Annotated in this window: 19 protein-coding genes; 7 read left to right on the top strand and 12 right to left on the bottom strand. The window is 60.9% G+C overall.

Annotated elements, in window-relative coordinates; genetic code table 11:
* Positions 1 to 43 precede the first annotated feature (43 nt).
* Positions 44 to 952 (bottom strand): DMT family transporter, encoded by a 909-nt coding sequence (locus tag QTL94_RS06625; protein WP_289800976.1) that lies wholly within the window; start codon positions 950 to 952, stop codon positions 44 to 46.
* 141 nt (positions 953 to 1,093) lie between these two features.
* Here QTL94_RS06625 and QTL94_RS06620 point away from each other — a divergent pair, with 141 nt between their 5' ends.
* Positions 1,094 to 1,567: an Lrp/AsnC family transcriptional regulator gene (locus QTL94_RS06620; RefSeq protein WP_289800975.1), complete on the top strand. Its 474-nt coding sequence runs from the start codon at positions 1,094 to 1,096 to the stop codon at positions 1,565 to 1,567.
* Positions 1,568 to 1,597: 30 nt separating this feature from the next.
* Here QTL94_RS06620 and mgtE read toward each other — a convergent pair whose 3' ends face one another.
* Positions 1,598 to 2,974: a magnesium transporter gene (gene mgtE / locus QTL94_RS06615; RefSeq protein WP_065689946.1), complete on the bottom strand. Its 1,377-nt coding sequence runs from the start codon at positions 2,972 to 2,974 to the stop codon at positions 1,598 to 1,600.
* Between the two features lie 320 nt (positions 2,975 to 3,294).
* Complete coding sequence (locus tag QTL94_RS06610) at positions 3,295 to 4,308, bottom strand: zinc-binding alcohol dehydrogenase family protein (protein ID WP_289800974.1); 1,014 nt, start codon at positions 4,306 to 4,308, stop codon at positions 3,295 to 3,297.
* A gap of 103 nt (positions 4,309 to 4,411) precedes the next feature.
* Here QTL94_RS06610 and QTL94_RS06605 point away from each other — a divergent pair, with 103 nt between their 5' ends.
* A complete protein-coding gene (locus tag QTL94_RS06605; RefSeq protein ID WP_289800973.1) occupies positions 4,412 to 4,819 on the top strand; it encodes a winged helix-turn-helix transcriptional regulator in 408 nt (135 codons plus the stop codon).
* Here the strand turns inward: QTL94_RS06605 and QTL94_RS06600 are convergent.
* On the bottom strand, positions 4,790 to 6,007 hold the full coding sequence (locus QTL94_RS06600; protein WP_289800972.1) for an MFS transporter: 1,218 nt from the start codon (positions 6,005 to 6,007) through the stop codon (positions 4,790 to 4,792). The genes QTL94_RS06605 and QTL94_RS06600 overlap by 30 nt on opposite strands.
* Before the next feature lie 308 nt (positions 6,008 to 6,315).
* Here QTL94_RS06600 and QTL94_RS06595 point away from each other — a divergent pair, with 308 nt between their 5' ends.
* Together QTL94_RS06595 and QTL94_RS06590 are read left to right on the top strand one after the other, a co-directional pair.
* Positions 6,316 to 7,260, top strand: a complete 945-nt coding sequence (locus QTL94_RS06595; protein ID WP_289800971.1) for a diacylglycerol/lipid kinase family protein — start codon at positions 6,316 to 6,318, stop codon at positions 7,258 to 7,260.
* 76 nt (positions 7,261 to 7,336) lie between these two features.
* The gene (locus QTL94_RS06590) at positions 7,337 to 8,425 is read left to right on the top strand and encodes a helix-turn-helix transcriptional regulator (RefSeq protein WP_289800970.1); all 1,089 of its coding nucleotides are present in this window, start codon (positions 7,337 to 7,339) and stop codon (positions 8,423 to 8,425) included.
* Positions 8,426 to 8,451: 26 nt separating this feature from the next.
* Here QTL94_RS06590 and QTL94_RS06585 read toward each other — a convergent pair whose 3' ends face one another.
* Positions 8,452 to 9,804, bottom strand: a complete 1,353-nt coding sequence (locus tag QTL94_RS06585; protein WP_289800969.1) for a glutamine synthetase family protein — start codon at positions 9,802 to 9,804, stop codon at positions 8,452 to 8,454.
* 83 nt (positions 9,805 to 9,887) lie between these two features.
* On the opposite strand from QTL94_RS06585, the gene QTL94_RS06580 reads away from it, so the two are divergent.
* Positions 9,888 to 11,255 (top strand): aspartate aminotransferase family protein, encoded by a 1,368-nt coding sequence (locus QTL94_RS06580; protein ID WP_289800968.1) that lies wholly within the window; start codon positions 9,888 to 9,890, stop codon positions 11,253 to 11,255.
* Positions 11,256 to 11,288: 33 nt separating this feature from the next.
* On the opposite strand, the gene QTL94_RS06575 is transcribed toward QTL94_RS06580, so the two are convergent.
* Together QTL94_RS06575 and QTL94_RS06570 are read right to left on the bottom strand one after the other, a co-directional pair.
* A complete protein-coding gene (locus QTL94_RS06575) occupies positions 11,289 to 12,770 on the bottom strand; it encodes an ArnT family glycosyltransferase (protein ID WP_289800967.1) in 1,482 nt (493 codons plus the stop codon).
* The gene (locus QTL94_RS06570) at positions 12,763 to 13,779 is read right to left on the bottom strand and encodes a glycosyltransferase family 2 protein (protein ID WP_065689954.1); all 1,017 of its coding nucleotides are present in this window, start codon (positions 13,777 to 13,779) and stop codon (positions 12,763 to 12,765) included. Before QTL94_RS06570 ends, QTL94_RS06575 begins: the two co-directional genes overlap by 8 nt.
* Before the next feature lie 69 nt (positions 13,780 to 13,848).
* On the opposite strand from QTL94_RS06570, the gene QTL94_RS06565 reads away from it, so the two are divergent.
* The gene (locus tag QTL94_RS06565) at positions 13,849 to 14,811 is read left to right on the top strand and encodes a lysylphosphatidylglycerol synthase domain-containing protein (protein WP_289800966.1); all 963 of its coding nucleotides are present in this window, start codon (positions 13,849 to 13,851) and stop codon (positions 14,809 to 14,811) included.
* On the opposite strand, the gene QTL94_RS06560 is transcribed toward QTL94_RS06565, so the two are convergent.
* The 4 genes from QTL94_RS06560 to QTL94_RS06545 are packed head-to-tail and all read right to left on the bottom strand — an operon-like array spanning position 14,779 to position 17,120.
* Positions 14,779 to 16,023, bottom strand: coding sequence for an RNA polymerase sigma factor (locus QTL94_RS06560; RefSeq protein ID WP_289800965.1), 1,245 nt, complete (start codon positions 16,021 to 16,023; stop codon positions 14,779 to 14,781). The two genes, QTL94_RS06565 and QTL94_RS06560, sit on opposite strands and share 33 nt — an antisense overlap.
* Positions 16,024 to 16,026: 3 nt before the next feature.
* Positions 16,027 to 16,386: a YciI family protein gene (locus tag QTL94_RS06555; RefSeq protein WP_289800964.1), complete on the bottom strand. Its 360-nt coding sequence runs from the start codon at positions 16,384 to 16,386 to the stop codon at positions 16,027 to 16,029.
* 4 nt (positions 16,387 to 16,390) lie between these two features.
* Positions 16,391 to 16,750 carry a YciI family protein gene (locus tag QTL94_RS06550; RefSeq protein WP_289800963.1) on the bottom strand — a complete coding sequence of 120 codons (360 nt, stop codon included), beginning with the start codon at positions 16,748 to 16,750 and terminating at the stop codon, positions 16,391 to 16,393.
* Positions 16,751 to 16,754: 4 nt separating this feature from the next.
* Positions 16,755 to 17,120 (bottom strand): YciI family protein, encoded by a 366-nt coding sequence (locus tag QTL94_RS06545; RefSeq protein ID WP_289800962.1) that lies wholly within the window; start codon positions 17,118 to 17,120, stop codon positions 16,755 to 16,757.
* Between the two features lie 153 nt (positions 17,121 to 17,273).
* On the opposite strand from QTL94_RS06545, the gene QTL94_RS06540 reads away from it, so the two are divergent.
* On the top strand, positions 17,274 to 17,501 hold the full coding sequence (locus tag QTL94_RS06540; protein ID WP_113521614.1) for a hypothetical protein: 228 nt from the start codon (positions 17,274 to 17,276) through the stop codon (positions 17,499 to 17,501).
* 9 nt (positions 17,502 to 17,510) lie between these two features.
* Here QTL94_RS06540 and amn read toward each other — a convergent pair whose 3' ends face one another.
* The gene (gene amn, locus QTL94_RS06535) at positions 17,511 to 19,013 is read right to left on the bottom strand and encodes an AMP nucleosidase (RefSeq protein ID WP_289800961.1); all 1,503 of its coding nucleotides are present in this window, start codon (positions 19,011 to 19,013) and stop codon (positions 17,511 to 17,513) included.
* Positions 19,014 to 19,111: the final 98 nt, after the last annotated feature.

Raw genomic sequence — 19,111 nt, 5'->3', positions numbered from 1 at the left:
CGCAGGCCGAAGCTCATCGGCTCCGGCCTGCGATACCAGTGCGTCATGATTGGCGCCTCGCCATGATCCCCGTCGAAAGCGCAACACCAATTCCGGTGATTGCCGCAGCGGTGAGCTCCGCAATACCCACGTCTTCACCGAGCAAGACGGCGCCGCCGAGCGTTGCCAGAACCGGCGTGATCGCGGTGAATGCCGCTGCCTGCGTGCCGCCCAGCGAGCGAACGGCAACGCCGTAGGCAAGCGTTGCAACAAGGCCGGACAGCACGCCCTGGCTCAGGATCTGAAGGCCGATTTCTGGAAGCGGTGCCTGCGCGATCGATGTTCCCAAGACCATGGCGAGCGCGACGTGGATGAGGAACGACCAGATGGCGATGAGTGCACTTGCCTGCAGCGCCGTCAGGCCTGACCGGCGAAAGGCATGGGTATAAGAGGCCCAGAGCACCGCGCCCATCGGCAGGAGCGCGAAGCTGCTCCAGGGAAGCATCGTCGTCGAGAGGCCGTGGACGAGCAGGATGACCATGCCGGCGACAATCGCCGCCAACCCCAGCCAGCGTGTCAGGTCCGGTCGCTCACCGAAAACCACGACGCCGATGAGGGCGGTCGCTAGCGGCATGGAACCTCCGAGCAGGATCCCTGCGGACGCGGCGGGCGTCGAATGGATCGCCGCGGTCGTCAGTTGGAAGAAGACCGCGCCTGCACCCGCGACCATTATTGCCAACAATGTCAGCGGAACGCTTTTCGGCAGCAGGCCTGTCCTCAACCAGACGGGCGCCAGCGCCAATGCCGGAACGCCGTAGCGGATCAGGCCAAGATCAACGGTGCCCAGCCGGGTCGCCGCACTGTGGCGGGTTGCCAGGATCCAGGTTGCCCAGATGAGCACGGTCACTACGGCACCAGCATATCCGGTGGCGAGGGGAGAAGGCTTTGTGTTCGAAAATGCAAGAGTGGTCATGGGTCTATCCTCCAATGGCGTCCGGTTCACCGGTTGCATGAAGAATAGCCGCGGAGGGCGCGGCATGTCCTTGCTATCTGTGGCGCCTATCGCATAGGCTGCGCAATGATATGCCAATGGAGTCATTGGAAATTACTGAATATGCCAAATCTTGATAAATTCGATATCGCGATCCTGAAATGCCTTCAGGAGGACGCACGGGCTACCAACGTCGAGATTGCGGAGAAGGTCAACCTGTCTCCATCGCCATGCCTGCGCCGGATCCGCAACCTTGAGAAGGCCGGCGTCATCCGCGGATATCGCGCCGATATCGATCGCAAGGAGGTTGGCCTGGGTCTCACCGTGTTCGTGGAGTTCAAGGTTGCCCATCACAGCCGGGAGAACTCGGAAGCGCAGCAGGCGGCTTTGCTGGCCATACCCGAAATCGTGTCGTGCTTCCTGATCTCGGGGACCGCGGATTTCCTCGCGGAGGTGGTGGTCGAGGATCTGGCAGCCTATGAGCGGCTTCTGACAGAGACGCTGCTGACGCTACCCAATGTCAGCGACATCAGGTCCAACTTCGCCATCCGCAGCATGAAGACGCACGGGGCTCTGAAGCTGCCCGAGCCGAAATGAAAACGGGGCCGCAAGGCCCCGTCCGAATTGTCATAGCAGTGTGCCGCTGAGGATCATCAGGGCAACCGAGAAGTAGATCACCAACCCGGTCACATCGACGAGCGTTGCGACGAACGGTGCCGAAGCGCTGGCGGGGTCGAGCCGCAGTCTCTGGAGCACGAAAGGTAACATCGAGCCGGCGATCGAACCGAAGGTCACGATGCCGATCAGTGCCGCAAAGATCGTCCATCCGACCAGGATCCAGTGCTCGCCGTAGTCGTAGAGCCCGATATTCTGCCAGAGCACGATGCGGGCGAACCCGACCGCACCGAGGATCGAGCCGAGCACGATGCCTGTCGGCAGTTCGCGCAGCAGCACACGCCACCAGTCCGACAGCTTCAATTCTCCGAGCGCAAGCGCACGGATGATCAGCGATGTAGCCTGCGAGCCGGAATTGCCGCCCGAGCTCATGATCAAGGGGACGAACAGCGTCAGCACGATGGCCTTCTCGAGTTCGCCCTCGAAGTGCTGCATGGCGCTGGCGGTCAGCATTTCGCCGAGAAACAGGGCACACAGCCAGCCGGCGCGCTTGCGTATCATGCCTGCGAAGCTGATCGTCATGTAAGGCTTGCCGAGCGCTTCCATGCCGCCGAACTTCTGCGCATCTTCCGTCTGGTCGGCGATCATCGTGTCGATCACATCGTCGACGGTTACGATGCCGAGCATGTGGCCGTTTTCGCCGATAACCGGAAGTGCGAGCAGATTATGCTTGCGGATCAGCCTTGCGACGTCTTCTTGGGGCATCAGCGGATCGGCCCGCACGATGGCGCCTTGCTGGGCGACGCTGAGAACCGGCTGTTGCGGTTCGCCGGTGATGAGACGGCGCAGGGTGACGACGCTGGTCAGCGCCTGCGTCTGCCCGTCGAGCACGTAGATGGCATAGACCGTCTCACGCGACCGTTCGACCTTGCGGACATGCTCGAGCGTCTGCGCGACGGTCCATGTCGCCGGCACGCTGACGAACTCCGTCGTCATGATGCTGCCCGCCGTACGCGGGGGGTAGCCCATCAGGTGCTGGACGGCGAGACAGGTGGTCCGGTCGAGCTTGGAGAAAAGGTGTGCTCGCGCGTCCTCGCCCATTTCCTGGAAGAGGTCGGCGACACGGTCGTTGGCGGTTGCATTCAGCAGCCGCGCTGCCTGGTCCGACGGCATTTCGGTCAGCATGGCAGCAGCATGGTGCAGCTCGGGGCGCCCCAATATACGGACGGCCTTCTGCTGAGGCAGCGTGGCGAGGATAGCCGCTGCTTCTGGTATTTCGAGCGCGTTCAGGCGTTCGACGCGTTCAGCCGTGGTGATGGCACCGAGGCTGTCGCTGGTAAAGAAACGGGCGGCATGGCCTGCCCGCAGAGGGAAGCGATTGATGTTCATTAAGCTCGCCTTTCCGTCGATCCGCCGTAGCGTCCGACGGGCGAGCCCGACAGAGATCGGTCAGCGCACGAGGGCCGCGTACGGCAAAGGCAATCGACTGCTACTGTCGCTTGGCATCGTGATGATGGCTCCGTTGATAACCGCGAAGAACGGTCGTTCCGCGCGTAAGGCAGTAGGTGGTCTCAAACGGCAAAAAAGTCAAGCTCCTTAGGCGCTTGAGGCAAGAATGCCGCACCCCTGGCGCGCCATTCTTCCTTGGTGTTTCGCCGGCTGGCTCGTTTGGCGGCGAACCCGTCATCTTGCAGCGGCGATATCTGATGCTAGAAGCCCGAAAGAACGACCTTGCCCTTCATCCTGCCGCTCTCGACCATTGCATGTGCCGTCTTGAGGTTCTCGGCGTTGATCGGACCGACGGTCTCGTTCAGCGTGCTTCGGATCGTTCCTGCGTCCACGAGCTCGGCAACCTCGTTCAGCAGCTTGTGCTGCTCGATCATATCGGGCGTCCCGAAGAGCGGACGGGTAAACATCAGCTCCCAGTGGACCGAAATCGCCTTGCGCTTGAATGGCACGATGTCGAGCGTCTTTGGGTCATCAATCAGCGCAAAGCGGCCCTGCGGAGCGATGGCTTCTGCGATGTCTTGAATATGGTCGGCGGTGTTGGTCGTCGAGAAGATGAAGCCGGGTGCGCCGATGCCAAGCGCGGCGACCTGTGGAGCGATCGGTCGCGAATGGTCGATGACGTGATGGGCGCCGAGCTTCTTGACCCACTCGCGGGTCTCGGGGCGGGAGGCTGTGGCGATGACGGTCAGGTCGGTCAGCGCACGCGCGAGCTGGATCGAGATCGAGCCGACCCCACCAGCCCCGCCGATGATCAGAAGTGACCGGGCCGCGCCGTGGACGGCATCCTGTACTTTCAGACGATCGAAGAGCGCTTCGTACGCTGTGATCGAGGTGAGGGGCAGTGCAGCCGCGGCCGCAAAATCGAGGCTTTTCGGTTTGCGGCCAACGATGCGCTCGTCGACAAGATGGAATTCCGCGTTGCTGCCGGGGCGATTGATCGCTCCGGCGTAGAAGACCTCGTCGCCAACCTTGAACAGCGTCACATCGGCGCCGACTGCTTTGACCACGCCGGCCGCATCCCAGCCGAGAACCTTGGGCTCATCGGCGGCGGGTGCAACGCCGGCTCTCACCTTGACATCGACAGGATTGACGGAGACGGCCCGCACTTCGACGAGCAGGTCATGTCCTGTCGGGCTAGGGGTGGGCAGTTCGATGTCGATCAGCGACGTTTCGGCTGAAATGGGTTGCGGGACATAATAGGCGACGGCGCGCATCGGAAACTCCTGTGTTCATTGCACACAAGCTAGATGCGTCCTATGTTCAGCTGACGCAAGAATGCACAAATTATGTACGTAGTACCCAAAAGGATACCGTAAGATGTCGCGACCCCGGGCCAAGCTCACGAAGAACTTTCCCGGTTGCCCTGTCGAGGCAACGTTGAGCTTTCTGGACGGAAAATGGAAAGGCGTGGTTCTCTTCCATTTGCTTGCCGGAACATTGCGGTTTAACGAACTGCGCCGCAAGTTGTCGACCGTGACGCAACGGATGCTCACCAAGCAATTGCGCGAGCTTGAAGAGTCGGGGCTGGTATCGCGCACGGTCTTTGCGGTCGTTCCGCCGAGGGTGGAATACGCACTGACGCCGCTAGGCGAAACGCTGAAGCCGGTGATCGAAGCCTTGGCTGTGTGGGGCGAGGAAAACGTCTTTTGTCTTCCGGACGGCCGTCACATGCGCAATGTCACCGCCGAAGATCCGTCAGTTCCGGCCGCGGCGATCCAGGCGTAGCGATGCTGCGAAGACGAACATGCCGAGGAACGACAGAATGGCGCCGACATAGCCTGTCGCCGCGAAGCCGTAACCCCAGGCGATGACCAGTCCGCCAAGCCATGCGCCGAGCGCGTTCGCGATGTTGAAGGCTGAGTGATTGGACGCTGCGGCAAGCGTCTGCGCGTCGGCCGCGACGTCCATCAGGCGGGTTTGCAGGGCAGGACCTGCCGCAAAGCCGCAGCCGATGAGGAACACGCAAAGCGCCAGCATGAAGGGGTTTGCAGCGGTTAACGAGAACATCGTCAGCACGACGATGTTGAAGATCAGCGAGCCGCCGATCGTGCCCATGATCGATTTATCGGCAAACCAGGAGCCGACAAGGTTGCCGACGTTCATGCCGACGCCGAACAGGACCATCATCACGGCCACCATGCTTGGTTGAAGCATCGCAACCTTGACCGTCGTGTCGGCGATGTAGCTGAACATGGCGAACATGCCGCCATAGCCGACAGCGGCGACGCCGAGCGTCAAGAGCACCTGCGGCCGCTTGAATGCGCCGAGTTCGCGCATGAAGCTCGCGCCTTCCGAGACCTGATCGCGCGGCACGTAGTACCAGATGAGAGCCATCGTCACGAGGCCGATGACACCGACAGAGGTGAACGCCACGCGCCAGTCGAGCGATTGCCCGAAGAAGGTGGCCAGCGGCGTGCCGAGCAGCGTTGCGATGGTCAGGCCGAGCATGACGCGACCGACGGCGCGGGCGCGCTTGTGCACGGGCACCATGGAAGCGGCAACGATCGCGGCCACGCCGAAATAGGCCCCATGCGGCAAGCCGGTGATGAAGCGCAGCATGGCAAAGCCCTCGAATGTCGGCGCCATGGCGCTGAGAATGTTTCCGACCGCGAAGATGCCCATGAGCAGAAGCAGCAGCGAACGCCGCGCCATCTTGGCGGCGAGCACGGCTATGACAGGTGCGCCGATAACGACGCCGAGCGCATAGGCGCTGATCACATACCCCGCCTGTGGGGTCGTGACGGAGAAGGTGTCGGCCACGTTGGGGAGCAGGCCCATGATCGCGAACTCTCCGGTTCCGATCCCGAAGCCGCCGCAAGCAAGCGCCAGTTGCACGAGTGCAACCGCCATCGGAGAGGGGGCTTCGACCGCCGTCCCGGCGTCAATGGAATCGTTTACGGCGATCTGGCTCAAGCGAGAGCTCCTTGGGCAGGCATGCTTGTTTCCGGACGCTGGACGGAGGCGTAGCCACAACCGGCCGGACAAGCAGAAAATGATGGGAGGTGGGGCTTTGCCCCAACATCGCATTTATCGACGATTTGTGCGCCGCCGTCCCCTGCGTTTTATGCAGTGCAGCGTCCCTCATGGCGCATACGTAGGTCATCGATCGGCTGCCTGTTGTGCAGAGCGACCTGCCATTTGGTTGAAATCGATGACGGAAGGACCATCTTCTAGCAGGACGAGGCAGGCGCCTGCGAAAGGCGGCTAATGACAGGAACCGCATGAAGCTTATAGGTTTTTTCAATCGCGACGGCGGTACTTTCCGAACCACCGACATGTCTGCATACCAGAACCGCGCCGAGATCACCTTTGCCGAGGCCGGTCACGACTTCGAGGCTGTCGTGTTTTCCGGTAGCGAGATCGTTCCCGCCATGGAGCGGGCGGCGCGGCGGGACGATATCGACGGGATCGTTGCCGGCGGCGGCGATGGCACGATTTCTGCTGCTGCCTCCATAGCCTGGAAAAACGGCGTGGCGCTCGGGGTTGTGCCTGCCGGCACCATGAATTTGTTTGCACGGTCGCTGCGTGTCCCTCTCGATATATGGGAGGCGCTTGATGTGCTGGCGTTTGGCGAAGTCGATCACGTCGATATCGCGAGCGCCAACGGCAGGCCGTTCATCCACCAGTACTCCGCCGGCCTGCATGCCCGCATGGTGCGCTATCGCAATTCCTACAGCTATCGCTCCCGCCTGGGGAAAATACAGGCAAGTACGCGCGCGGCTTTCGGCGTCGTGCTCAACCCGCCCGAGTTCGATGTGGAATTCGAAGCCGCGGGTATCCGGGAGCGCCGCAAGGTTTCGGCCGTATCGGTCTCCAACAATCCGTTTGGCGAAAACGCGCTCCTCTATGCTGACAGCCTGACCGGTGGCGAATTGGGTTTCTACACCGCGAAACCATTGAAGCCGCTCGGCGTGGCGCGCCTTGCCATCGATCTGTTGCGCGGCAAGGTGCGCGAGAATGCCGACTTGATGATCATGCACCCCGCCGAAGTGCATCTGCATTTTCCGAAGCTTCATCCCAAAGCCAATTGCGTGATGGACGGAGAATTGCTGCCGCTCGAGCGGGACGTGGCATTGACCCTGCACCCGGGTGAGCTGAAAGTTCTGGTTAAACAGGGTCTTGCCGCCAAGCTCGACGAGAGGGAGCGGCGCGAGCCTGTCTCGTAACAACTTCAAGTGTTGCTTTTTGGAGCGATTTCAATCAAGCTTCGCGCGTTCAATCTACAGCAAGGCGGATACGACGATGCCTGTGCAGTGGAATACTCAACGGATATCCGAATCTTTTTCTCGCGCGGCCATTGGGGAATGGGCGTGGTCTGAAGCCCTCGATGTCATATCGGAGGAGGCTTCCGGCGCTGGCGCGACCCTCGTGCGGCTGAAGGGCGGGCTGCCTCAGCTGCCGACCACCCCCTCGTTTCAAGAGGCGATCGACACATATATTCGAGACGGTTGGGCGAACCATGACGTTCGCTTTCGCGGCGTCGGCCATATGATGCGGCACGGGGTCGCCATCGACCTCGATTTTATCAGTGACGACGAAATCAAGCGCAATCCCTATTATCAGGACTGGCTGGCTCGGTTCGGCCTAAAGTGGTTCGCGGGCGTCAAGATCGCAGGCCTGGAAGAGCTCTGGGTGCTGTCGCTGCAGCGGCGCGAGGATACCTTGCCTTTTGACGAGGAGGAGCGTCAATGCCTTGTCGACCTGGCAAAGGGCTTCGGCAATGATGCTGTCTTGGCCAGTGCCTTCGGCTTTGTCCGCGCGGATGAGGCGCTTGCGGCGTTCGACGCAAGCCGGAAAGCAGCATTCGTGCTCGATTATGCGGGCGTTGTCGTTCAGCACAATCAGGCGGCGGACAGTCTCCTTGGTAGCGACGTCACGTTGCGGGAACGCCGGCTCAGTTGTCGCGACGAGCGTTCCGACGAACGTTTGAGCGTTGCTGTCGGTAAGGCTCTGTTGCCACCCACCGGATCATCCTATGTTTCGATCGAGCGCCCCGGCGATTTTCCGCTGGTTGCGCACGTATTACCCGTTCAGGGCGCTATGCACGATATTTTCTCGCCGTGCCAGGCGATCGTGATCGTCAGCGATCCCACCGCGCGCGCCGCACCGTCCACCTTGGCGCTTCAGGCGATCTTCGGCCTCACGCACGCCGAGGCCAAGGTTGCGTCCAAGCTGGCGGCGGGATGGGACCTGCGCGCCGTTTCGGATGAGCTTGGGACCTCGGTAAGGGCGTCGCGCGGTCATCTGCGAAGCGTGTTCCAGAAGACCGGGTTCCGATCCCAGCCCGGGCTGGTCGCTGCTCTTCTGGAATTGATGATGACCGAACACTAGGTTCGCACAACACCGCGCGTCGCTCTCTACAGGCGCGATAGATAGGTGCGATGGTCGAAGTCCGAGACCGTCCTGAGGAAAGTGATCGCTTCCTTGCGCTTCGTGTCGCCGTAAAGCCTCTGGTAGCGCTCGCCGAAGATGTCGGCGATGAACGGCGATGCACGAAAATCCTCCACTGCCGTGAGGAAATCGTGCGTTAACCGGGTGGTATTCTCAGGGATATGGGAAGGCGTGGTTTCCTCGCCCGGGTCCAGTTCGTTGTCGAGGCCCAGCAGCATGCCGCCGAGGATGGCCGCCAGGAGCAGGTACGGATTGGCATCGGCGCCCGCGACACGATGTTCGACGCGCGCCGCCGGGCCATTCAGGTCGGGAATTCGGATCGCGGTGCCACGATGACCATAACCCCAGGTCAGGTCGACGGGAGCAAAGGAATCCGGCTGGAGGCGGCGATAGGAGTTGGCAAACGGTGCGAAGACCAGCTGCGCCTCGCGCATGGTGCGCAACATGCCTGCACAAACGGATTTGAGCTTCTTCGGCTCTTCGCCCTTGGCGTCGAGAATATTGCGCCCATCCCGATCCACGACACTGGCGTGCACGTGCAGGCCCGAACCGGCATGATCCGAATAAGGCTTTGCCATGCAGGTCGACTTGAGACCGTGTTTGCGTGCTGCCTGTTCCACGATCCGCTTCAGGTAGATGCAATCGTCAGCCGCGGCCAGCGCGTCGGGGCGATGCAGGAGGTTGATCTCGAACTGCCCGGGACCAAACTCGGCGGTCGTCGCATCGGCAGGCAGGCTCTGCGCCTTTGCGTAGGACCGCACCGTCTGCAGATAGCCGTCGAGGGCATCGACGGCGTTCATGTCGTAGAGCTGAAAGCCGTTCGGATCACCCCGATAGGTCAGGCTTGACGGCGGGGAGGGGCGACCGGTGTCGCGCCAGTCCTGTTCAACGACATAGAACTCGAGTTCCGTTGCAACCACCGGCGTCAGGCCGCGCTCCTCGTATCGCTTCAGCACCGAGGAGAGGATGGCGCGCGGATCCATGAAGCTCGGCGTGCCGTCGAACTCGTGCATGGTCGCTAGGACCTGCATCGAGCCTTCCGGCGCCCAGGGCATGGTCACGAGGCTGCGCTTGTCCGCAATGCAGTTTCCATCCGGATCGCCGACCGACAGCGACAGGCCGGTAATGTCGTCGTTGTCATCGCCCCAGATGTCGAGCGATTGTGTCGATGAAGGCAGCCGGACTTCGCCAGCCCAGACCTTTTTCTGCGCATCCAGGGGAATTTGCTTGCCGCGAAGGTCCCCATTCATGCCAACGAGCATGATTTCAATGCGCGGTTCTCCGTCCGCAGCCTTTCCGTGCATTTTGTCAGTCGCCATGATCTTGTAAATCCCCTCGGACAAGGCCAAGGTCGTAGCTTATTGGGAAGAGGCTTTCAATCACCGAAGGTGTTTAGCAAATCATGTCTGATACTTACGCGCGTTCTAATCTTGCTGCCGTCGATGCCGCTCATCATCTGCATCCGTTCTCCGACATGAAGAAGTTGAATGCCGATGGCACACGCATCATCCAGCGCGGCGAGGGCGTCCATATCTGGGATAATCACGGCCGGAAGTATCTGGATGGTTTTGCGGGTCTGTGGTGCGTCAATGTCGGCTATGGGCGTAAGGAAATAACCGATGCCGTTGCGCGGCAGATGAACGAGCTGCCCTATTACAACACCTTCTTCGGCACGACCACGACACCGACGACCCTTCTCGCCGAGAAGGTGACGTCTCACGCCGGTCCACGCTTCAACCATGTTTTCTTCACGGGCTCCGGCTCGGAGGCAAACGACACGTGGTTCCGCATGGCGCGCGTCTACTGGAGCGCGGCCGGCAAGCCGTCGAAGAAGATCGTCATCTCACGCAAGAACGGCTACCACGGCTCGACCGTTGCCGGCGCCAGCCTCGGCGGCATGAAATACATGCACGAGCAGGGCGATCTGCCGATCCCCGGTATCGTCCATATCGGCCAACCCTACTGGTACGGGGAAGGCGGCGACCTGTCGCCCGCGGAGTTCGGCCTCAAGGTTGCTCGCGAGCTCGAGGCCAAGATCGACGAACTGGGCGAGGACAACGTCGCGGCCTTCGTTGCAGAGCCCGTGCAGGGGGCAGCCGGCGTCATCATCCCGCCGGAGACCTACTGGCCGGAGATCGCCCGCATCTGCAAGGCGCGCAACATCCTGCTCGTCACGGACGAGGTGATTTGCGGCTTCGGTCGTCTCGGCCAATGGTTCGGCCACCAGCATTTCGGCGTCGAGCCTGACCTTGCTCCGATCGCCAAGGGACTTTCGTCGGGCTACCTGCCGATCGGCGGCGTGCTCGTCAGCGATCGCGTGGCGAATGTACTGATCAACGATGTCGGCGATTTCAACCACGGCTTCACATATTCGGGCCATCCGGTGTGCGCAGCCGCAGCGATCGAGAATCTTCGCATCATCGAGGAAGAGCGGCTTGTCGAGCGTGTTCGCGACGATATCGGCCCTTACTTCGCCAAGGCCTGGGGTGGTCTTGGTGAACATGACCTCGTGGGCGAAGCCGTCAGCATAGGCCTGATGGGCGCATTGCAGCTCACCGCCGACAAGCCTTCACGCACTCGCTTCGAAAAGCCTGACGCGGTCGGTACGCTGGTCCGCAATCATGCCCTCGCAAACGGACTGGTCCTGCGCGCCACGGGCGACCGCATGCTGGCATCGCCGCCGCTGGTCATCAGCCACGCTGAGGTCGATGAAATGGCTCGGATCACCAAGATCGCATTGGATGCGGCGTGGAAAGAGCTGCGAAGCTGACGAAACCACGATAGGTGCGGAAGGATCGCTGCTTTATTGGTTGGCAGCGATCCAGAAATAGGCGAACCGAACATGCTTTTCCGCATCGTCGGGGCTGTAGGGAATAGCCAGGTACTGGGGCGCGATCCCGTCTAGGGCGATGTCCCGTTTCTTGAGGAATGTCGCCACCCGGTCTGGAAGCGCTTCGCCGTACTCACCTTCGACGCGCCAGACGATGAGCAACGGCTGTGAAAGCTCGGATGTAGCCAGCCCCCCGGGGGCCTCGACCAGGACGTTGGGAAACTGCGTACGGAGATTTCCCGCGGTGTTTCCGTCAGTGGTCAAAATCCGCGCCGGCTCGCCATGCTGGGCGACAATCGCATCCGCAAATGCGTGGTAGGGGGTGTTGACCCGCGAATAGTAGCCCAGCATAGGGCCGACAATCGCTCGTCCCGAAAGAACGGCAAGGGCAATCAGGACAAGAGCAGCGACGACGGCCGCAAAACGCGGCAGTTTCAGCTCCACGGCGCTGCCTGACGCGTCCACTTTCATCGCAAGATAGAGCGGCAGCAGCACGATCAGCAGCGAAAGCCACTTTTCGCGGATGTGTGTCGCGCCAACGCCGATAACGACCAGAAGGACAAGGACGAAGCAGGCGATCAACATCCTGCCCAGAATGCGGGTCCACTCACTCTGTGCGCGAACAATGGTCTTGATGTCCCGATAGAAGATCAAGGCAAAAACCGCGACCGTCGGTGCGATCGCCTGGATAGTTGCACTCGTCAGGGAGAGTGTGCCGAGCAGGAAGGTCGGGATGTGCTTGCTTGGTCCACCTTCCTTCATTTCCGCCAGTGTGTTGTTGCTCGCATTTCCAAGATTGTGCAGCAGCCAGTAGGCGTGGGGGGCGGCAATGATCGCGGCTGCCAGCACGGCCAGCAGAATGCGCCAATCGAAGATGCGCTTCCGAAGGTCAGCCTCTGGAAGGATTGCCAGAACGGCCGCCACCGGCACCACAACGAAATTGTACTTGGATATGACGCCGATGCCGACGGCAATGCCAGTGATCAGGTAGGAAGCGAAGCTCGGAGCCTTCAGCGTCCGAAGGAAGCCGAACAGAAACAGCGATACGGCAAACAGCGCCGCAACCGTGTGAGAAAGATCTTTCTGGGCGAGAAAGAAAACAGGCGGCAGCGTCAAAACGCCGAGCATAGCGATGGCCGGTGTCGCGCGGTTCGACGCGACCTGACGGGCGGCAAGACCGTAGAATAGGCAGCACAAAAACAGCAGGCTGTTCTTCAGGATCGACAGGGTCGCGACCGAGATGCCGAAGAGTTCCGCAAGTCCGTGCTGCAGCCAGCCGTAGAACGGCGGCTGGGAGCCGTAGCCGACGAGGAAATATTGCGAAAGAAATGCTTGCGTCGATTCATCGATCTCAAGCGCATCAGGTCGCAAAAGGCGGACGATGACGCAAAGCAGAAAGTAGCCGCCGACGAGATAGAAGGCGGCATCGGATCGACGTGCCAGCATGTTACGCATTCGTTCTTTCGTCGAAAATCTGGCGGACGATGTAGTTCGGCGAGGCGTCGTCGCGATAGTAGGTTCGCGCGATCATCTCCGCGAGGATGCCGGTGGTGATCATCTGTACCGAAGACAGCAGCAGCACGATGCCGACCATCAGCATCGGACGTGTGCCGATATCATTGCCGAGGATGAACTTGTCGAAGAACAGATAGACCAGGATCAGCGCTGAAATGGCACCGAGGCCAAGTCCAAGCGAGCCGAAGAAGTGGCCGGGGCGCGCCTTGTAACGCATGAAGAACATGACCGACAGCAGGTCGAGAATAACGCGGAAGGTGCGCGAGATACCGTACTTGGACTGGCCGTGCTGGCGGGCATGGTGGGTGACGACCATCTCGCCGATGCGGGAGCTTGGGACAACGCCGGCGACCCAGGCAGGGATGAACCGATGCATCTCACCCATCAGCTTCACCTGTTTGATGATCGATGCGCGGTAGATCTTCAGGCTGCAGCCATAATCATGCAGCTTGACGCCCGTAATGCGGCCGATCAGGTAGTTGGCACACCAGGATGGGATCTTGCGCAGGAAAAGACCGTCCTGACGGTTTTTCCGCCAGCCGACGAGGAGATCCAGTTCGCGGCGCTCCAGTTCTGCGACCATCGAGGGGATGTCCTTCGGATCATTCTGCAGATCGCCGTCCATCGTCGCGATCAGTCGTCCGACCGCCGTGTCGATGCCGGCCTGCATGGCTGCCGTCTGTCCGAAATTTCGCTGCAGTTCGACGATCCTCAGCAGCAGACCTTCGCGGCTGACATGCTTGCGCGCGTTTGCCAGCGTTGCATCGGTACTTCCGTCGTCAACCAGGATGAGTTCCCACTGTTCGGCATATCCGGTCATGGCCGTACAGATGCGATCGATCAGCGGGCCGACGCTATCCTCCTCGTTGAAAACGGGAACGACCAGCGAAAGCTCAACAGGTTTGGGAGCGTCGATGACGTTCGAAAGTGACTCAGCCGTTGTCTGCAACGCTTATTTCTCCTAAAACGCCGCGCAGCCGTGTTGGTGGCATCGCGGACGAAGTCAGGAAGCTAGTACATGAAGTCTCCGGTTGTTGCCAGCCGACAATCTTGGTTCGCGCGCAATCGGATGCTGTTGCTGACCGTAACGATTGTCGCGGCCTATGCGGTTTTCATCGAGTGGTTCTGGGGATGGGCATCGATCGTTGGACAATGGGCGGCAGTCGGCGCGCTGCCGGTCGTCACGGCGCTCGTTCTGCTGACCAGCACCTACTTTTTGCGCACGTGGCGCATCTACGACTATTTCCCGCGCGAAACCGCTGGCCGGTTTCAAACGCTCTTTCGGGTGACGCAGATCCACAATCTGCTGAATATCATGATGCCGTTTCGAACCGGCGAGACCAGCTTCCCCGTGCTGATGCGCACGGAATTTGGCATTCCCCTGGCGCGCGCCACATCCGCGCTCCTGGTCATGCGGCTCCTGGATCTGCATGCGTTGCTCGCTGCTGCCGGAATAGGCTTTGCGATAGGCGCCTCGCATAAGGTGCTCGTATGGCTGGCCTGGGGCGTGTTCCTGCTCTTGCCGGTGGCTGGCTTCACCGTTCGCAAGACGTTGCTCCGGTTCGCCGGCAAGCTGCTGCCATCGAAGCTTCACCATTTCGTCGTGGAGATCGAAAACGGGCTGCCGGCCAATGCGTCGGCTTTCGCAAGAGCCTGGGCAATGACTGTCATCAATTGGCTCGTCAAGGTTTTGGTGCTTGCCTGGGCTTTGAGTTTGATGGGCGTTTTGCCCCTGGCAGCCAGCTTCGGCGGCGCATTGGGCGGTGAATTGTCATCTGTGTTGCCGGTTCACGCACCGGGTGGCGTCGGGACTTATCCGGCCGGTATCACTGCGGGTGCAGTGGCCTTCGGTGCGTACGGCGAAAGGGCAGCCGTGGCATCACTGGCGCAGGCGAGCATCAACGCCCATCTGCTGATCATCGTTTCCGCCCTGACGGGTACAGCGGTGTCACTGCCCTTCGGCCGCCGCCGCGAGCTCTGAGATCCGCTTTTGCAGGAAGGCGCGCTCGGGCGCCTGCCGGCAGTGAGCGAGAGCCGTTTCATATGCTTCCAATGCCTGTTTCGTCCGCCCCAGCTGCCGCAGGAAGTCTGCACGGGCGGAGTGCGCAAGGTGATAGGAGCCGAGGTCTCCTGCCTGCAGGATCGTATCGACCAGCTGCAGCCCCTGTTCCGGCCCATCGAGCATCGCAATGGCTACCGCACGATTGAGTTCTGCAATCGGTGACGGCTGAACAGAGAGCAGAAGATCGAAGTAGGCCGCGACCTGTCGCCAATCCGTGTCTGCTGGCGTTTGCGCGCGGGCGTGCTCTGCTGCGATGGCGGCCTGGAGGGTGTAGATCCCGATTTCGCCGTGACGCATGACATCGTGAAGCAGTCGCAGACCCTCGTTGATTTCGGCGCGATCCCAGAGGTTGCGATCCTGCTCCGCAAGAAGAATCAGATCGCCATTGGCGTCGCGCCTCGCGAGCCGGCGTGAATCCTGCAACAACATCAGCGATAGGAGACCTGAAACGTCAGGGTGCGGCAGCAGCCCGCGCAACAGCCGGGCAAGCCGGATTGCCTCGACGGCAAGATCGGTCCGGATCATCTCGTTGCCGGATGAGGCTGAATATCCCTCGTTGAAGACGAGATAGATCACATGCAGCACGCGATCGAGGCGCTGTGGGAGCTCCTCATGGGATGGAACCTCGTAGGGGATGGCTTCCGCGCGGATCTTGCTCTTTGCACGGACGATGCGTTGCGCCACGGTCGGCGCTGGAACGAGGAAGGCATGCGCGATCTCTTCGGTGGTGAGGCCGCAGACCTCGCGAAGCGCCATCGCCATCTGGGCGTCCGCCGGGATCACCGGATGGCAGCAGGTAAAGATCAGCCGCAACATGTCGTCCTCGATAAGTTCCATGTCGCCGACCTCCTTTTCATCGGCAGACGGGTATAGAGTATCTTCTATGTCCCTCAGCGAAGCATCGAAGCGTGTTCGCCGACGGATGTGGTCGATGGCACGGAAGCGGCCGGTCGATACGAGCCAAGCAAAGGGGTTGTCGGGCACGCCATCTCGCGGCCAGGTGCGTGCCGCTGCCGCGAAAGCGTCGTGCAATGCCTCTTCAGCGCGGTCGAAGTCGCCCAGCAGTCGGATCAGGGTCGCAAGGACTCTGCGAGAATGCTTTCGGTAAACGTCCTCGATGAGGTCTTCCACGGTTCACTCCGGAAGGGTCAGCGTTCTCACTGGGCGCAACTCCACGGCTCCGACGCGTGCACAGGGAATGCGTGCCACGATTGCCTTGGCCGCTTCCATGTCCTCTGCCTCGATGACGTATAGTCCAGCGAGATGCTCCTTGGTCTCGACATAGGGCCCATCGGTCGCGCTGAGCTCATTGTTTCGAAGTCGCAGGACAACCGCCTGCTCGGGTGGCTCCAGCGCGTCAGCGTGGATCAGCGTACCGGCGCGGATCAGTTCTTCGTCGACGCGAAAATGAGCTCGAACGATCTCCTCCGTTTCCGCTGTGGTGAGTGTGCCGTCAGTATCAGCGGAGTTGTAGATAAGGCAGACGTAACGCATGGCATCATCTCCCGTCATTGATCGAATAGGCCGGTCGGATTTCGATCGAGGCATATCTCAGGATGGGAAAGGTCGACGCGATCGCCTTTGCCTCTGCCATATCGGTGGCCTCGATCAGCACGAAGCCGCCGAGATGTTCCTTTATTTCGGCGAAGGGGCCATCGGTGGCAGTGACCGAACCTGTTCCAGCACGCAGGGTGAGCGCCGTGTTCGGCGCGTGCAGCGCCAACGCGGTCTGGAGCACACCCCGGTCGCGCCAGTGGTCGTCGCTCGCGATGCATTCCTGCGTCAGGGCGTCCCACTCCTCTTGTGGCACGAGGTTGCTTTTCTCTGTGTCAAACCAGATCTGGCAGAGAAATTTCATGTCATTACCCCTGTTGTTCAACTGGAATCGTATAGATCGGCCTGACTTCGATTGATCCCGTCTTTGCAAGCGGAATACCGGCGGCCACACGGATGGCGTCGTTCAGATCTTTCGCCTCGATCAGGATGAAGCCGCCCAGCTGTTCCTTCGTTTCGGCATAGGGGCCGTCGGTGACCGACATTTCTCCGTTGCGAACCCTTACAGTCACGGCACTCCGAGGTGACTGCAGTGCCTGGGCGACGATCAGGTGTCCGCTCTCGAGGAGGTGATCGTCGTAGGCGAGCGAATCCCTGTCGAGCTTGCGCTTCTCGTCGCTCGTCATGGCGTCGAGCCTGGAGGGCTCGAACCACACCTGGCAGAGATACTTCATGGCATTTTTCCTCCCGAGTTGCGCCGTGACATCTCCTTGACGAGCAGCCTAGGCGCATTTCGACAAGGTGGAAAAAAATCTTTCTGCACGCCCCCTGTCGAATTGAGGAGATCTAACGCGACTAGCAACCGTCAACAGCAAGGAGTGACGGTTATGAGCATCTTCGAGATTGTACTGGCAAACCAGTTGTGGGCGCGTCGGCGCCAGGGAGAAAAGCTTGATCCGCTGGCGCAGGACGTGCCCACCGCCGGTGCCATCGCTGCGCGGCTTGCCGCTGTGCTGGCCGTTTTCGCGTTGTCCATAGTAACGCTGGATATGGCTGGCCACCGTGATGGCCAGCAAGCTTTCGCTGTCGGTCAGGTTGCCGCGTCGCGACAGTAGGGAAACGGCCTACTGGAAGGCCGTCTCGAAGAAGCTTCTGAGCTTGCGGGAATGCAAGGCTTCCGGTGGCATGGCGGCAAGCTTCTGGACGGCACGGATGCCGATCTGCAGATGCTGGTTGACCTGCGTGCGATAAAAGGCGGTGGCCATGCCCGGAAGCTTGAGCTCGCCATGCAGTGGCTTGTCGGAAACGCAAAGCAGCGTTCCGTAGGGCACGCGGAAGCGGAAGCCGTTGGCGGCGATCGTCGCCGATTCCATGTCGAGCGCAATGGCGCGGGCCTGCGACAGCCGCTTGACCGGTCCGCGCTGGTCGCGCAGTTCCCAGTTGCGGTTGTCGATGGTTCCGACCGTGCCCGTGCGCATGATCCGCTTCAGCTCGAAGCCCTCGTAGCCGGTGATCTCGGCAACGGCGGCTTCCAGCGCAACCTGCACTTCTGCAAGGGCCGGAATCGGCACCCAGACCGGCAGGTCATCATCCAGCACATGGTCTTCGCGCATGTAGGCGTGCGCCAGCACATAGTCGCCGAGGCGCTGGCTGTTGCGCAGGCCTGCGCAGTGGCCGAGCATCAGCCAGGCATGCGGCCGAAGAACCGCCACATGGTCGGTAATGGTCTTCGCATTCGACGGCCCGACGCCGATGTTGATCATCGTGATCCCGGCATGGCCCTTCTTCTTCAGGTGGTAGGCCGGCATCTGCGGCAGTCGCGTGAGCGTCACGTCGGTCTCCGGCTGGCCGCTGCCCGCATGGGTAACGATGTTGCCGGGCTCCACGAACGACGTGTAGCCATCGCCGCCATCCGCCATCAGCTTGCGGGCCCAGGCGCAGAACTCATCAATGTAGAACTGGTAGTTGGTGAACAACACGAAGTTCTGGAAATGCTGCGCACTGGTCGCCGTATAGTGCGACAGGCGCGCCAGCGAGTAGTCGATGCGCTGGGCGGTAAACGGGGCGAGGGGAGATGGCTCGCCCGGCGGCGGAATGTACTCGCCGTTGGCGATCTCGTCGTCCGTCGTGTTCAGATCCGGCGTGTCGAACAGGTCGCGCATCGGTATGTCGAGAAACGCCGCGGCCGACGCCTCGACATGCGCACCTTCGCCAAAGGCAAAATGCAGCGGGATCGGCGTGGTCGATTCCGACACGATGACGGGCACGTTGTGGTTCCGCATCAAAAGCCCGAGCTGCTGCTTCAGATAATGCCGGAAGAGCTGCGGACGGGTGATCGTCGTCGTGTAGATACCTGGCGCGGTCACATGCCCGTAGGATAGGCGCGTGTCGATATGGCCGAAGCTGGTCGTCTCGATGCTGACCTGCGGATAGAAGGCCCGGTAACGCGAGGTGATCGGCGCGCCCTTGGCGAGAGACGTGAAATTCTCGATGAGGAAGGACGTGTTGCGCTCATAAAGCGCTGTTAGCGCATCGACTGCCTGAACTGGATCGTCGAAGCTCTTCGGCGAAAAAGGCGATGGTGATGCAATGTCGAGAGGTGCAGATGGAGAGATTCGTTTGCTCATGACGCATTATAGGGTGTTGCATTTAACAAGCAAACGACGCGTTGAGCAGCAACGCATGGAATTTTTATAGGCATTCCGACGGTGTTGGCCGGAATGCC

Source organism: Rhizobium sp. S96 (assembly GCF_030382195.1).
Taxonomy (GTDB): domain Bacteria; phylum Pseudomonadota; class Alphaproteobacteria; order Rhizobiales; family Rhizobiaceae; genus Rhizobium.
Note: the sequence above shows the minus strand (reverse complement) of the source record. Positions and strands in the feature narration are given on the sequence as shown.